18 protein-coding genes are annotated in these 14,921 nt (G+C 40.6%); 14 read left to right on the forward strand and 4 right to left on the reverse strand.

Annotated features, from left to right (window positions below):
- Nucleotides 1–16: 16 nt before the first annotated feature.
- The 8 genes from GMC92_RS05890 to GMC92_RS05930 all read left to right on the forward strand — a co-directional run bounded on the left by GMC92_RS05890 (nt 17) and on the right by GMC92_RS05930 (nt 6,102).
- The gene (locus GMC92_RS05890) at nt 17–2,173 is read left to right on the forward strand and encodes a Tex family protein (protein WP_422070969.1); all 2,157 of its coding nucleotides are present in this window, start codon (nt 17–19) and stop codon (nt 2,171–2,173) included.
- A complete protein-coding gene (locus tag GMC92_RS05895; protein WP_003008119.1) occupies nt 2,160–2,615 on the forward strand; it encodes a SprT family protein in 456 nt (151 codons plus the stop codon). Before GMC92_RS05890 ends, GMC92_RS05895 begins: the two co-directional genes overlap by 14 nt.
- Nucleotides 2,616–2,689: 74 nt before the next feature.
- The gene (locus tag GMC92_RS05900) at nt 2,690–2,971 is read left to right on the forward strand and encodes a PspC domain-containing protein (protein ID WP_155199968.1); all 282 of its coding nucleotides are present in this window, start codon (nt 2,690–2,692) and stop codon (nt 2,969–2,971) included.
- A 12-nt stretch (nt 2,972–2,983) separates the two neighbouring features.
- The gene (locus tag GMC92_RS05905; protein WP_241672891.1) at nt 2,984–3,358 is read left to right on the forward strand and encodes a hypothetical protein; all 375 of its coding nucleotides are present in this window, start codon (nt 2,984–2,986) and stop codon (nt 3,356–3,358) included.
- A 172-nt stretch (nt 3,359–3,530) separates the two neighbouring features.
- Nucleotides 3,531–4,463 carry an HPr(Ser) kinase/phosphatase gene (hprK, locus tag GMC92_RS05915; protein WP_003008114.1) on the forward strand — a complete coding sequence of 311 codons (933 nt, stop codon included), beginning with the start codon at nt 3,531–3,533 and terminating at the stop codon, nt 4,461–4,463.
- Nucleotides 4,460–5,242, forward strand: coding sequence for a prolipoprotein diacylglyceryl transferase (gene lgt / locus GMC92_RS05920; protein WP_155199970.1), 783 nt, complete (start codon nt 4,460–4,462; stop codon nt 5,240–5,242). The genes hprK and lgt overlap by 4 nt, the downstream gene beginning before the upstream one ends.
- Nucleotides 5,243–5,245: 3 nt before the next feature.
- A complete protein-coding gene (locus GMC92_RS05925; RefSeq protein WP_118396677.1) occupies nt 5,246–5,629 on the forward strand; it encodes a DUF948 domain-containing protein in 384 nt (127 codons plus the stop codon).
- Between the two features lie 14 nt (nt 5,630–5,643).
- Nucleotides 5,644–6,102 carry a YtxH domain-containing protein gene (locus tag GMC92_RS05930; protein ID WP_155199971.1) on the forward strand — a complete coding sequence of 153 codons (459 nt, stop codon included), beginning with the start codon at nt 5,644–5,646 and terminating at the stop codon, nt 6,100–6,102.
- 285 nt (nt 6,103–6,387) lie between these two features.
- On the opposite strand, the gene GMC92_RS05940 is transcribed toward GMC92_RS05930, so the two are convergent.
- Nucleotides 6,388–6,681: a DUF3270 family protein gene (locus GMC92_RS05940; protein WP_155199972.1), complete on the reverse strand. Its 294-nt coding sequence runs from the start codon at nt 6,679–6,681 to the stop codon at nt 6,388–6,390.
- Nucleotides 6,682–6,810: 129 nt separating this feature from the next.
- Between GMC92_RS05940 and GMC92_RS05945 the strand changes: the two genes are divergently transcribed.
- Nucleotides 6,811–7,740, forward strand: coding sequence for a peptidase U32 family protein (locus GMC92_RS05945; RefSeq protein WP_155199973.1), 930 nt, complete (start codon nt 6,811–6,813; stop codon nt 7,738–7,740).
- A gap of 94 nt (nt 7,741–7,834) precedes the next feature.
- Nucleotides 7,835–9,121, forward strand: a complete 1,287-nt coding sequence (locus GMC92_RS05950) for a peptidase U32 family protein (protein WP_003002878.1) — start codon at nt 7,835–7,837, stop codon at nt 9,119–9,121.
- A gap of 181 nt (nt 9,122–9,302) precedes the next feature.
- On the opposite strand, the gene GMC92_RS05955 is transcribed toward GMC92_RS05950, so the two are convergent.
- Nucleotides 9,303–10,673, reverse strand: a complete 1,371-nt coding sequence (locus GMC92_RS05955) for an MFS transporter (RefSeq protein WP_155199974.1) — start codon at nt 10,671–10,673, stop codon at nt 9,303–9,305.
- Nucleotides 10,674–10,941: 268 nt separating this feature from the next.
- Here GMC92_RS05955 and GMC92_RS05965 point away from each other — a divergent pair, with 268 nt between their 5' ends.
- Nucleotides 10,942–11,271 carry a winged helix-turn-helix transcriptional regulator gene (locus GMC92_RS05965; RefSeq protein ID WP_037607991.1) on the forward strand — a complete coding sequence of 110 codons (330 nt, stop codon included), beginning with the start codon at nt 10,942–10,944 and terminating at the stop codon, nt 11,269–11,271.
- Between the two features lie 215 nt (nt 11,272–11,486).
- On the opposite strand, the gene GMC92_RS05970 is transcribed toward GMC92_RS05965, so the two are convergent.
- A complete protein-coding gene (locus tag GMC92_RS05970; protein WP_013903885.1) occupies nt 11,487–11,819 on the reverse strand; it encodes a hypothetical protein in 333 nt (110 codons plus the stop codon).
- Nucleotides 11,820–11,909: 90 nt separating this feature from the next.
- Between GMC92_RS05970 and GMC92_RS05975 the strand changes: the two genes are divergently transcribed.
- The 3 genes from GMC92_RS05975 (at nt 11,910) to GMC92_RS05985 (ending at nt 14,173) form a co-directional block, all read left to right on the forward strand.
- Nucleotides 11,910–12,122 (forward strand): YdbC family protein, encoded by a 213-nt coding sequence (locus tag GMC92_RS05975; protein WP_003002541.1) that lies wholly within the window; start codon nt 11,910–11,912, stop codon nt 12,120–12,122.
- Nucleotides 12,123–12,286: 164 nt separating this feature from the next.
- Entirely contained in the window at nt 12,287–13,429 is a 1,143-nt protein-coding gene (locus GMC92_RS05980) for a 5-methyltetrahydropteroyltriglutamate--homocysteine S-methyltransferase (RefSeq protein ID WP_155199975.1), read from the forward strand.
- Nucleotides 13,430–13,441: 12 nt separating this feature from the next.
- On the forward strand, nt 13,442–14,173 hold the full coding sequence (locus GMC92_RS05985; RefSeq protein ID WP_155199976.1) for a cyclase family protein: 732 nt from the start codon (nt 13,442–13,444) through the stop codon (nt 14,171–14,173).
- A 494-nt stretch (nt 14,174–14,667) separates the two neighbouring features.
- Here the strand turns inward: GMC92_RS05985 and GMC92_RS10845 are convergent.
- On the reverse strand, nt 14,668–14,921 hold a 254-nt coding region (locus GMC92_RS10845; RefSeq protein WP_155199977.1), incomplete at its 5' end, for an LPXTG cell wall anchor domain-containing protein.

Genomic DNA, 14,921 nt, shown 5'->3' on the forward strand with positions numbered 1-14,921 from the left:
GCGATCTCACCCCTTGATGGCAGCAAAATATGCTATAATAGAAGCTATGGATAAATATGAAAAAATAGCCCAAGAATTGGGTGTTAGCTTAAAACAAATCGATACCGTATTGAGTCTGACCGCAGAAGGCTCAACCATTCCCTTTATTGCTCGCTATCGAAAAGATCTAACGGGAAATTTAGATGAAGTAGCGATCAAGGCCATTATTGACCGGGACAAATCGTTAACGGCTCTGGCTGAACGAAAGGAAACCGTCCTTGCTAAGATTGAGGAACAGGGCAAACTGACAGAGGCGCTCAAGCAGGCTATTGAAGCTGCTGAAAAATTAGCGGATGTCGAAGAGCTCTATCTCCCTTATAAGGAAAAACGGCGGACCAAGGCGACGATTGCTCGAGAAGCAGGACTTTTTCCTTTGGCACGTCTCATTTTGCAAAATAGTCCAGACTTGGAAGCAGAGGCTCAGAAATTTACCTGTGAGGCCTTCCCAACTGAAACTGCGGCTTTAGCTGGTGCAGTGGATATTCTGGTAGAAGCTATTTCAGAGGATACCCAATTACGGGCCCTCACCTATCAAGAAATTCATGGGCATTCCCTCATGACGTCAACCTTGAAGGATGAAAGCTTAGATCCTAAGAGAACCTTTGAAATCTACTATGATTTTTCTGAGAAGATTAAGAATATGCAAGGCTACCGGACTCTAGCTCTCAATCGTGGGGAAAAATTGGGCGTTCTCAAAGTCGGATTCGAGCACCAACTGGATCGGATCATTCGTATTTTTGAGGCTCGTTTTAAAACGAAAAATGCCTATGTGGATGAGGTTATTCAACAAGCGGTTAAGAAAAAAATCGTTCCTGCGATTGAACGTCGGATTCGGACAGAGTTAACGGAGGTGGCAGAAGACGGAGCCATTCAATTGTTCTCTGAAAATCTACGGAATCTATTGCTCATTCCTCCATTAAAAGGGCGCGTGGTCCTTGGATTTGACCCAGCCTTTCGGACCGGTGCTAAACTAGCCGTTGTTGATGAGACAGGAAAGATGCTTGCCACCCAGGTCATCTATCCAGTTGCTCCTGCAAAACCAGCTCAGATCGAGCAGGCTAAAAAGGATCTATCCTCCTTGATCAAGGAGTTTAGCGTAGAGATTATTGCAATTGGAAATGGAACAGCCAGCCGTGAAAGTGAGGCCTTTGTCGCAGAGGTGCTTCATGACCATCCAGGAGTTCGCTATGTTATTGTCAATGAAAGCGGAGCCTCTGTCTATTCAGCTAGTGAGTTGGCCCGTCATGAGTTCCCAGAGCTAACCGTTGAAAAACGCTCGGCCATCTCCATTGCCCGTCGCTTGCAAGATCCGCTAGCAGAATTGGTGAAAATCGATGCCAAATCCATCGGTGTCGGTCAATACCAACACGATGTCAATCAGAAAAAACTGACAGAAAGTTTAGATTTTGTGGTAGATACTGTCGTCAACCAAGTTGGGGTCAATATCAATACGGCTAGTCCTTCTCTCTTAGCGCATGTAGCGGGACTCAATAAAACCATCTCTGAAAATATTGTGAAATACCGGGAAGAAGAAGGAATGATTCTTTCACGAGCACAGATTAAAAAAGTCCCTCGCCTCGGCGCCAAGGCTTTCGAGCAGGCTGCTGGATTCTTACGCATTCCTGAAAGTAAAAACATCTTGGACAATACCGGCGTTCACCCTGAAAGTTACAAGGAAGTTGAAAAACTTTTTCAGCTTCTTGAAATTACCGAACTCGATGCATCCGCTCATGAAAAATTAAAAGCTGTGAACATAAAGGAGATGTCTACTCAGCTGGATCTGGGACCAGAAACCCTGAAAGATATCATTGCCGATCTCCTAAAACCAGGTCGCGATTTGCGGGATTCCTTTGATGCACCCGTGCTCCGTCAGGATGTCTTGGATATTAAAGACCTGCATATTGGCCAAAAATTAGAAGGGGTTGTGCGCAATGTGGTTGACTTTGGGTCCTTTGTCGATATTGGCATTCACGAAGATGGCTTGATTCATATCTCCCATATGAGCAAGCAGTTTATCAAGCATCCAAGCCAGGTCGTCTCAGTAGGTGATTTGGTAACCGTCTGGGTGAAGAAGATTGATGTGGAACGCGAAAAAGTCAATCTCAGTTTGGTAGCTCCGAATGAATCTGACTGAGTATGTACGCCAAGTATCCCTAGAAGATTTTGGGAGAGAATTCCGCCATCAAGCAGAGTGGAATTCACGTCTTCAAACCACTGGGGGTCGTTTCTTTCCCAAGGATCGACACCTTGATTTCAACCCGAAAATATACCAAGCTTTCGGGTTAGAGGTCTTTCGCAAAATCGTCCGCCACGAGCTCTGCCATTACCATCTTTACGATCAAGGTAAAGGCTATCGCCACAAAGATCTAGCCTTTAAGCAACTCCTCCAGCAAGTGGACGGTCTTCGTTTCACACCTCCTCTACCAGATAGAGCTGGGCGAGTCAAGCGGATCTATCTCTATCAATGTCCCCATTGTGGCCAAGAGTATAGACGAAAGCGAAAAATCGATCTGAAGAAATATGCCTGCGGTCGCTGTCACAGCCGCCTGCAATTCCTTGAAATGAGACAAGAGTGAGAATCGGTCTTTAGGCGGATCACTTTCTAGTTAGACTCTGCTAAAATAGGTCTAACTAGAAAGAGGAATATCAAATGACATCATCATTTTACAAATCAAAACGCCACCGCCTGGTTTCAGGTGTGCTAGCTGGGCTGGCCGATAAATTTGGTCTGAGTGTAACGCTGCTACGCTTCTTGTTTATTCTTTTTACGGTCTCTCATGCCTTTATCGGTGTGATTATCTACTTGCTGTTAGATACGACTTTACCTTATAAGGACGAAGAGGAGCAGGAAATATTTGACGATGGCCCTCGACCTCGTCGGAGAAAAGAGGCCGAACCCATCCATGATCAGAATGATAGTCCGTTTTTCTAAAAGGAGATCCGGGTGAAGCAGAAGTTCTATTACCTTGCTTTTATTCTATATCTCTTCTTCAGTTTTATAGGACAGTTTTTCATTTTAAATCGTGTTTTTGGAGAAGGAGTTGGAACAGTTTTTATCGGAATGCTCCTTTTTCCACTGGGCATTTGGAATAGTCTCTTCTACCTCTTGTTTCTGTCAACAGAAATGGCTAGAAAGCCACAAATTTATCGGTTTTCGATTTTATTTCTGCCGATGTTGTGCCTGGTTTTGTCCTTGTTGGGGGGAGGACCTACCGCCTTTATGCTCGGCTTGATCGCATTTCCTTCAAATGCGGTGGTCTATGCGGTCTCTACCGGAATCAAATCCATGATTACAGATTACTTGCATGGTGAAGGCTAGAGCATTCTTCAGATGTTACCATCATTTCCTAGAGGTTAGAGACATTTGTCTTGGCCTCTTTTTAGTCGCATTAAAAAGGAATTGAAAATGGATCTTTCAAATGACACTTCAGGCTCTCGTCTGAAGAGAAAATCTGCTATAATAGAGAGAGAATTTGAAAAGGGAGAATGATATGGCAGTTACTGTTCGCGATATACAGGAAAAGCTTCGTCTATCGGTTGTTTATGGGGATGATAGCCTCTTAAGCAAGGAAATTACGACTGCGGACATTTCACGTCCAGGTCTTGAAATGACGGGCTATTTCGACTATTACACACCTGAGCGGATTCAGCTTGTAGGAATGAAAGAATGGTCCTACCTGGTGAAGATGAGCTCTCACAACCGACATCAGGTCTTGCGCAAGATGTTCCAGCCGGAGACACCTGTCATCATTGTCGCGCGGAATTTAGAAATTCCAGAAGAAATGTTGCGTGCTGCGGAAGAAAAGCAACTAGCCATTTTGAAGAGCAATGTTGCGACGAGTCGTTTATCTGGAGAGCTTTCTAGCTATTTGGATAGTCGGCTAGCAGAACGCACGAGTGTACACGGTGTCTTGATGGATATTTATGGGATGGGTGTCTTGATCCAAGGAGATAGCGGAATCGGAAAAAGCGAGACAGGTCTGGAACTTGTCAAGCGGGGTCACCGCCTCGTAGCAGATGACCGAGTCGATATCTATGCGAGAGATGAGATGACCCTTTGGGGAGAGCCGGCTGAAATCCTACGCCACTTACTAGAGATCCGTGGTGTCGGGATTATCGATGTCATGAGTCTCTACGGTGCGAGTGCTGTGAAGGATTCTTCACAAGTCCAAATCGCCGTTTACTTGGAAAATTATGCTAAGGATCAGGTTTATGATCGTCTAGGTAATAATGCAGAAGAATTGGAAATCGGTGGCGTGACTATTCCTCGGATTCGCATCCCTGTGAAGACTGGACGGAACATTTCGGTCGTGATCGAAGCAGCGGCGATGAATGTTCGTGCCAAAGAAATGGGCTATGATGCCACTAAAACCTTTGAAGAACGTCTGTCCCAGTTGATTAGTCAAAATGAGGTGAAGGAATGAATCCAGTAGCCCTTCAATTAGGTCCGATCAGTATTCGTTGGTACGCAATTTGTATTGTCTCTGGCTTGATTCTAGCCGTTTATCTTTCTATGAAAGAAGCACCTCGTAAGAAAATTGATCCAGATGATATCATTGATTTCATTTTGATTGCCTTTCCTCTTGCGATTGTGGGGGCCAGACTCTATTACGTTATTTTCGAATGGGGTTACTATAGCCAGCATCTTAGTGAGATTTTTGCGATCTGGAACGGAGGAATCGCGATTTATGGTGGCCTCTTGACAGGTGCCCTTGTCCTCTATCTATTCTCTCGTAGACGCTTGATTGAGCCAATTGATTTCTTAGATATTGCGGCCCCAAGCGTCATGATTGCACAGAGTATTGGTCGCTGGGGAAACTTCTTTAACCAGGAAGCTTATGGAGCTGCTGTTAAAAGTCTCAACTACCTGCCCTCTTTTATTCGAGATCAAATGTATATAGATGGTAGTTACCGTCAGCCAACGTTCTTATATGAATCCAGTTGGAATCTGCTAGGTTTTCTCTTGATCTTGATTCTTCGTAGGAAGCCACAATTTTTGCGACAAGGTGAGATCACAGCCTTTTACCTTATCTGGTATGGTTTTGGTCGGATGATCATCGAAGGAATGCGGACAGATAGCCTGATGTTTGCGGGCTTACGTGTTTCCCAGTGGTTGTCGATGATCCTGATTCTAGTTGGACTCGCCATCATCATCTACCAACGTCGCAAAAAAGCCCCTTATTATGTAGAAGCAAAGGAGTAATATATGTTTATTGAAATTGCCTACGGCCTCTTAGGCCTTGCCTTAGTAGCGCTTGTCATTTATATGATTTTTTTCCTCTCAAAGATTGGAAAAGTTGTAGATGAGACGCAAAAAACCATCCAAGTGTTGACATCAGATGTCAATGTCACCTTGCATCAGACCAATGATCTATTGGCAAAAGTCAATGTTTTAACGGATGATTTGAATCAAAAAGTGGCAACGATCGACCCCTTGTTTACAGCTGTAGCAGATCTTTCAGAGTCTGTCTCAGATTTGAATGACCAAGCGCGTCAATTGAGTGTTAAAGCTGCATCAGCTGGTGGGAAAACTGTAAAAGCCTCTATCGGATTAAAAGCGATTCAGATGGCTTCAAAATTATTTAAATAGAATCGAGGAAAAAGATGGGACGTTTATCTAGTTTATTAATTGGTGTGATTTCAGGTGCTTCAGCAGCCTACTATTTGTCAACAGAGCAAGGTAAGAAAGTTACTAAGAAAGTGGTGCGCTTTGTAAAAGACTATCAAGAAGATCCTCAAGAAGTGCATGAATCAGTTAAACAAACTGCTAAGGATGTTTCAAAACAAGCTGCAGAAGTCATCCAACAAACCAAAGAAAAAGTTGGATCTGGAGAAATCACGACAGGAACTGTTTTGGAATCTGTCAAAGAAAAAACGCAAGATGTGGTTGAAAAATCTCAAGAAGTCTATCACTCATTTAAGGATAAACTTCAAAAAGAAAATCTAAGTGGCAATGACTTGGTTCAATCCATTCGCAAACAAACAGAATCAGAAGACATCGTGCTAGACTTGGATGAAAAAGATCCTGAAGAAGCAGCTGAAGAAGAAACAAAAGAAGCATAAAAAAGAGAGTGGGACAGAAATCGGTAATTCGTTAGAATTCGATTTCGTCGTCCCACCTCCGCACAGTTGAGTAGGGCTGTAAAAGCTGATGAAATCAGCCTAGTAGAGCCCAGTCAACCACTGCGTCTTGCTCGACAATCCAAAGACAATTGAGAGGCTAGGACTTTTGTCCCAGTCTCTTTTTATGGAAGGTAAGATGGCAATTGGAGTTAGGTTTTGTCTTTAAATTTCAATATTCAAATTAAAAAATTCGACTAAAATAAAAAAATCAGGCGAACCTGATTTTTATTTTTTTCGTTTATTGTAGTAAATTCGGAATCCTTGAATACTAGCAAAGCTAGAACCAATAGCTAAGGCAAACGCAAAGAAGGTATTCATTTTCGTTGCTAAAAAGATAAAACTAAATACAACCGTCAACACACAGAAAATAGCGATATTTAAAAAATATAGCAATTCACTTAATTGAGGCGCGGGTTCAACTTCAGGAGCATAGTCCTGAATAGGGGATTCTTGGGTTTGTTTGGTTAATTCGATATAATCGAATTCTTCATCATAGTGTCTTAAATTTCTTACGGGCATTTTCTCTCTCCTAACAGTACTCTATTATTCTATCATGAATTCAGCTATATAAATGTTACAAAAATGTTACAAATTTTACAAAATAAATAAATTTTTCTAGAATATCGGAATTTTTGTTATAATGGTTCTATGAAAAATATTATAATTACAGCAACAGCAGAGAGTGTTGAGCAAGCACAAGCCCTGATTGATACAGGGGTTGACCGAATCTATGTCGGTGAAAAAGATTACGGATTACGATTGCCTCAAACTTTAAGCTATGACGAAATAAATCGAATTGCCCAATTAGTCCATGCTGCTGGCAAAGAATTGACAGTGGCTGTAAATGCACTCATGCACCAATCGATGATGGATTCAATCAAGCCTTTTTTAGATTTTCTAAAGGAAATTCAGGCTGATTATATTACTGTCGGAGATGCGGGCGTTTTTTATGTCTTGAAACGAGATGGCTATCCATTCAAAACGATTTACGATGCATCAACCATGGTCACTTCTAGCCGCCAGATCAATTTCTGGGGAAAACAAGCAGGAGCTTCTGAGGCTGTTTTGGCTCGTGAGATTCCATCTGCCGAATTATTCGTAATGGCTGAGAATCTTCAGATTCCAGCAGAAGTATTGGTTTACGGTGCTAGCATTATTCACCATTCAAAACGACCTCTTCTTCAGAACTATTACAACTTCATCAAGACAGAGGACTCTGTGACCAAAGATCGCGATCTGTTCTTAGCAGAACCAGGAGATCCAAATTCTCACTATTCGGTCTATGAAGACAAACATGGAACCCATATCTTCTCAAATAATGACTTGAATATGATGACCAAATTGTCTGAGTTGGTAGAACATGGCTTTGATCATTGGAAACTCGACGGTGTCTACTGTCCGGGTGAAAACTTTGTCAAGATTACAGAGTACTTTGTCAAGGCCCGTGATTTGATTCAAAAAGGAACATTTACACAGGATCAAGCCTATCTGTTTGATGAAGAAATCCGCAAATTGCATCCAGCCAATCGTGGTTTGGATACTGGTTTCTATGATTATGAACCAGATCGTGTAAAATAATAAAAAACTAAGGCTTCTTCGTTTGAGAGTTTTCCTTTTTCAGGGAACGAAGAGGCTATTCATTATATCGACAATCTTGTAAATTGGAGAAAACATGACAAATACAAAAAAACGTCCAGAGGTTTTGGTACCTGCTGGAACATTAGAAAAACTAAAAGTTGCCGTTAATTATGGGGCAGACGCTGTGTTCGTTGGTGGACAAGCCTATGGTTTGCGTAGCCGTGCCGGAAACTTCACCATGGATGAGCTTCGTGAAGGAATTGAATATGCTCATGCACGTGGAGTTGATGTACACGTCGCTTCCAACATGGTAACTCATGAAGGAAATGAACAAGGGGCTGGAGAATGGTTCCGTGAATTGCGGGATATGGGCCTTGACGCCGTGATCGTATCAGACCCGGCCTTGATTGAAATCTGTGCAACTTATGCACCTGGACTCAATATTCACTTGTCTACGCAAGCTTCTGCAACCAATGTGGAGACTTTCCATTTTTGGAAAGAATATGGCTTGACCCGTGTCGTCTTGGCCCGCGAGGTATCCATGGAAGAGTTGGCAGAGATTCGTAAGCGTACCGATCTTGAGATCGAAGCCTTCGTTCATGGAGCGATGTGTATTTCCTACTCCGGACGTTGTACCCTTTCTAACCACATGTCTGACCGGGATGCCAACCGTGGTGGCTGTTCTCAATCTTGCCGTTGGAAATACGACCTTTACGACATGCCATTCGGCCAAGAACGTAAGAGTATCAAAGGGCAAGTCCCAGAAGAATACTCTATGTCAGCCGTTGACATGTGTATGATCGAGAATATTCCAGACATGATTGACAATGGGGTTGATAGCTTGAAGATTGAAGGCCGAATGAAATCTGTCCATTACGTATCAACAGTTGCCAACTGTTACAAGGCTGCTTGCGATGCTTATATGGAAAGTCCAGAAGCCTTTTATGCCATCAAGGATGATTTGATCAATGAATTGTGGAAAGTTGCTCAACGTGAATTGGCAACTGGATTCTACTACCAAACACCGACTGAAAATGAACAATTGTTTGGGGCACGTCGTAAGATTCCTCAATACAAATTTGTAGGAGAAGTAGTAGACTTTGATCCATCTACCATGACCGCGACGATTCGTCAACGGAATGTGATCAATGAAGGGGACCAAGTGGAATTCTACGGACCAGGCTTCCGACATTTTGAATGCCAGATCCAAGACTTACATGATAAGGATGGAGTGAAGATTGATCGCGCACCAAATCCGATGGAACTTCTCACGATCACTGTCCCACAAGAAGTGAAACCGGGAGATATGATTCGTTCTTGTCAAGAAGGTTTGATCAATCTCTACTCAAAAGATGGCGCAAGTAAAACTGTTCGAGTATAACAAAAAAAGAGAGGGTTAAACCTCTCTCAGAATGTAGACAAATCCTATCAGGAAAAGAAAAACTTCTCCTATAGAGTTTGGTTACCATATAGTGAAAACTCTTTGAATCCCTACATAATAGCATTTGTAAGAGTTTTTTTCTGTATAATCAACTTTTAAATTGAATGCATTCTGTTTAGTTTTATTCTTTTCCATAAAGGTAACGACTAGCAATTAACCAAGTAGCAATATACATTATCACGTTAACAAGAAATGCGACAATGATGGCCATATTCCAATCATGGGATAAATTAGTAGTTATAATCCCCATAATTGTTGTACCAAAAAGTCCACCAATTTGTTTGTTAGCGTTTAGAGTTGCACCTGCAATTCCAGATAATTCTTGACCAGCAGCTTCCATAAGAATGGTTGTAGTCGCTGGAGTTAAAACACCGATACCTAGACTCATTAAAGAAAATAAAGGAATTAGGATGTATAGTTGAATTTCATGAAAAAAGACTCCCATTCCAAAAATTCCTGCTGCTCCTACAATGGCAAAAATAATTGAGACAGTAGCTAGGCTCCCCACGGAAAATCGTTTTACAGCACGTGCATAAAATAAATTACCAATAATTAAGACAATCATTCCTGGTAGAATGAGGAGTCCAGAAATCATTGAGGAGAGGTTTAAATAAGTTTGAAAATAAAGACCTAGCACCAAAACGATACCATATAATGAAATATTAACCACTAAGCCCAACAGATTAGAGACAATAAACTTAGCATTTTTTAATAGTTGGTGGGGAACAATAGGTGCTTTACTTTTTTTATCGTGGACTACTAAACCAATAGCAAATAATAAAAACAGGAGAAGAAACAATAAAAGATTTAGGTTAGTATAGCCATATTGATTCCCTTCAACAAGGTAAATAACTAGACTTCCGATAGTTGCAACAAGAAAGATATTACTGAAAATGTCAATTCTGGTCTTTGGATTGGCAATATTGTTTTTCACGAGAAGTAATATAGAAATTACTGTCAAAATTCCCAATGGAATATTGATTAAGAAAATACCCCTCCATCTGAAGTAGTTAATAATTAGTCCACCAATAAAAGAACCAGTACCGGTTGCAACAGAAATAATTGCTGTCCAAATTCCTAACATACGTGCTCTTTTAGTAGAATCAGGGTATGAAATGAATAAAAGTGCTAATGAACTAGGCATAAACAAAGAAGCACCGAAACCTTGAATGAATCTAAGTATAATTAATGTTTCAATATTTGGTGAAAAAGAGCACCCAAATGAGGCAAGTGTAAAAATTGTCATTCCAAATAATAAAATTCGTTTAGAACCATATTTTGTTGTTAGATTTCCTGAAAGTAGGAGTAAAGACCCTAAAGCTAGTGTATAGGCGTTAATAATCCAAATGGATTGCTCTAATGAGACGCTCATAGCTGTTTCAATATGGGGAACAGCAAGAACCACTCCGGTTGTATCTAGGACCGCCATAATGTATCCTAGTGAAAGAATAAAAAGTAGATAAGCTGGCGCTTTTGTATTTGTTTTTTTCATCAAGCTTCCTCCGTTATTTCATCAAACCAATTTTCATTTATCAATCAAAAGCAATATATTTAACTTTCTGAAAACATTTTACTTGAGTATATCCAGTGCCAAAGTATCTTCCATCAGCGCAACCGAGAATATCTTTGATACGGTCAAACTTAGTTATAATATCCATAGTAATTTTCCCTTTCAAATGATATAATTAGCTTATCATGTAATTATTTCTGAAACAAGAAGGGAAAAAAAGTATAGTAACTATCAAAAAAGGAGGAAACGAATGGAGACTTGCATGAAGCAATCTTTGAAAAAATCAATTTGTCCAGCAAGAAGGGTCTTGAATTTACTAAAAGGTAAATTTACTCTTGAGATCTTATCTGAAATTATTGATGGTAATATACATTATAGTAGTCTTTTGCGTAGTGTAGAAGGTATTAATCCTAGAATATTAGCTCAACGGTTACATGATTTCGAGCAAGAAGGTATTTTATCAAGAAAAGTTTTACCGACATCGCCTCCACAGGTTGAATATAAAATGACAAAAAAAGGTATTGCTCTAAGAAGTATCGTTGAAGAAATGAAAAAATGGGAGCAAACTTATGGTGATTAGAGATTAGATTGAATTTACGTAATTTATTACTAATATTTTTCTATAAATAGATAATGTAATTACGAAAGATTTGGTAACCTTTTTAATCAAGGCAACGTCAATACTAGTAGTATGTACTGGAATTTTTTTGATACTCTAATAAATATAGAAATGAGATTGAAAGTAATAAAAACAAACGCCAAAAATGACGTTTGTCTTCAATATAAAAGAGAGGGTTAAACCTCTCCTTTTTGTTGGGCGATGCGAATATTATTGGGGACCAAACTGATTTTCTGGATCTCAGAAATCCGAATAATCGTGGACATACTCTTTTTAAAATTTTTCACGATCAGTTGTCGGCGTTCTTGGTCATACTTGACAATATCACCTGTAAAACTCTTGTTTGAAAAAATAACATGAACCCCTTGTTTTTTTCGCAAAGCTTGTTGAATGATTTCAATAATTCTCTCATCTTCTAATGGGGCAGGGGTACTGACTTTTCCATTGAAAAATTCATTTGCTCGGTCTTTAACGATCTCGAGAAATTTTTTCATAGCTAAATTCTCCATAACTTGATACAATATATTATAGATAATTTCAACGATTTTGTAAATGATTTACGAATAATAGAGATGAGAAGGCAAGAAAGGAGTCGTGAAATGGCAGAATTTTCATTCCAAATCGAAGAACATTTACTGGTCTTGTCAGAAAATGACAAGGGTTGGACCAAGGAATTGAACCGTGTAAGTTTTAACGGTGCTCCAGCTAAGTATGATATCCGGACCTGGAGTCCCGACCATACAAAGATGGGGAAAGGCATTACACTCACGAACGAAGAGTTTCAAGTTATGCTCGATGCATTTAAAAATTAAAATAAAAAGAGGTCCTTCAAGGACTTCTTTTTTTGTTATAGTCTAAGACTATATAGATGTCAAAGATATTAGATTATCCCAAACCCTTGTTTATCAAGTGTTAGACTGCTATAATGGTTGCATTGATGAATTAATGTAAAATTTATAGGAAAGAGGAATTCATATTGACACCTACACATGCACCTTATCGCGTAGACCATGTTGGTTCATTTCTTCGTCCAGCCGTTTTGGTTCAAGCTCGTGAAGATTTCGCAGCTGGAAAAATCAGTCAGGCTGACTTAACAAAAGTAGAAGATCAGGAGATTCGTGACCTCGTTGAAAAAGAAATTGCTGCTGGTCTGAAGTCAGTAACAGATGGAGAATTCCGCCGTGCTTATTGGCATTTGGATTTCTTCTGGGGCTTTGGGGGTATTGATCATGTCCAAGCTGCTCAAGGCTATCAATTCCATGATGAAACAACCAAGGCGGACTCAGCACTTGTCGTTGGAAAAATTACAGGAGCCAATCATCCATTTGTAGAGCATTACAAGTTCTTGCGTGATCTTGTAGCAGATGTAGATGGTGTAGAGGCTAAATATACCATTCCAGCACCTGCGCAATTCTATTTTGAATTGATCCGTGATGCAGAACATGTAGAGCAATTGAATACCATCTATCCTGATTTTGCGGCTGTTCGTGAAGACATCAAGCAAGCCTATCTTCAAGTGATTCAAGATTTGTATGATGCAGGACTTCGGACTCTTCAAGTGGATGACTGTACGTGGGGTGTCTTGGTAGATGATCATTTCTTGACGGCTTGGGGAGCAGCTCAAGGCAAGTCAAAAGATGAGGTTCGCCGGGAACTCGCTGATCTCTTCTTGACCTTTAACAACGATGTCTACCAAAATGTTCCAGCTGGTTTGACCGTCAATACACACGTTTGTCGTGGGAACTTCCATTCCACCTGGGCTTCATCAGGTGGCTATGCACCGATTGCCAAAGAACTCCTTGGAGAAGAAGCGGTCAATGCGTACTTCCTTGAGTTTGATACCGATCGTGCTGGTGGTTTTGAACCACTTGCAGAAGTGACCCCTGGAAAAGGAGTGGTGTTAGGCCTCTTGACATCTAAGAGTGGTCAACTGGAGAACAAGGATGAAGTCATCGCTCGTATTAAAGAAGCGAGTCAGTATGTACCTTTAGAAAATCTTTACCTGTCTACTCAGTGTGGATTTGCTTCAACAGAAGAAGGAAACATTTTGACAGAAGAAGACCAATGGAAAAAAATAGGTTTGATTAAAGAAATTGTCGCTGAAGTTTGGGGCGAATAAGGAGGAAGAAACATGTCAGATTTACTAAGTATTTATAAAGAATTGCAAGCTAAAAAATGGGTGGATTTGAGTCATCAGATCAATGCGGAAAGTCCACACTTCCCAGCCCTTCCTGCTTTACAACAAGAAGATCTCTTCACACTAAAAGATGGTTTTCATGTTCAAAAATTTACAGTGGTTGGTCAATACGGTACGCATATCGATGCACCAATTCACTTTGTAGAAGGTGGACGTTGGTTAGATGAGATTGCCCTTAAAGATCTCCTCTTGCCACTCTATGTTATCGACAAGTCTAAAGAAGTTGCTGTGAATCCAAACTTTATCTTGAGCAAACAAGATATCTTAGACTTTGAAGCAGAGTATGGACAAATTGAAGAAGGGGCCTTTGTGGCCTTCCGTAGTGATTGGTCAAAACGTTGGCCGGATCAAGATGCTATGCGCAACCTTGATGAAAATGGGGTTCAACAAAGCCCAGGATGGAGCCGTGAAGCTCTGGAATTCTTGATTCATGAACGCCATGTCAAGGCTGTGGGGCATGAAACCTTTGATACCGATGCGGGTATTCCAGCAGCAGAGCATGGCTTGGTCAATGAATACTACCTCTTGGAACAAAACATCTACCAAGTTGAAGTCTTGAACCACTTGGATCAAGTCCCAGCTGTAGGTGCCTTGATTTCGATTGCTTTCCCTCATTGGGACAAGGCAACTGGTTCACCGGTTCGTGCCATTGCCATCTTACCATAAACAAAGAAAAAAGCTTGAAGACAGACGTCACATTTGGACGTTTGTCTTTTTGTATTTTCGAAACTATTTTCGTTATCATCTGATATTCCATACAAAAACCTGATTTAGAGAAAATAAAAAGGGATATTCGTTAATTATTTCACCAATGTTTTAAGATGAAGGCGAACCGGTGTAAGCCAAATCATTATAGGGTTTATACAAAGAAAAGAGAGTGGGACAGAAATCGGTAATTCGTTAGAATTCGATTTCGTCGTCCCACCTCCGCACAGTTGAGTAGGGCTGTAAAAGCTGATGAAATCAGCGTAGTAGAGCCCACTCAACCACTGCGTCTTGCTCGACAATCCAAAAAATAATTGAGAGGCTAGGACTTTTGTCCCAGCCTCTTTTTTTCAATCAGAGAGAGCCAAAAGGATCTCTCTTTGTTAGTTGAACTATTTTTTAAAATGCATTGAAAGTCTATTTCGTTAGAAGATTGACTATTTTTAATTGAGAAATTATTGACGAGTCAATTTCCGTTTGATTCCAACAGCACCTGCTAAGACAAGAATTCCTGAGAAGACAAGTCCAGATGCAACAACTTCACCTGTATTTGGAAGAAGTGGTTTGCGACCTCCACCATTGTTTCCACCATTTGAACCAGGCGCATTTGGTGTCGTTGTGGTACCAGAATAACTAGGTTTATTTGGATTTTCTGTTGTAGATGAAGAAGTCTTAGGTTCTACAGTTGTAGTCGTAGTGGTTGTTGTAT

The organism is Streptococcus parasanguinis (genome assembly GCF_009717775.1).
Taxonomy (GTDB): Bacteria; Bacillota; Bacilli; order Lactobacillales; family Streptococcaceae; genus Streptococcus; species Streptococcus parasanguinis_AG.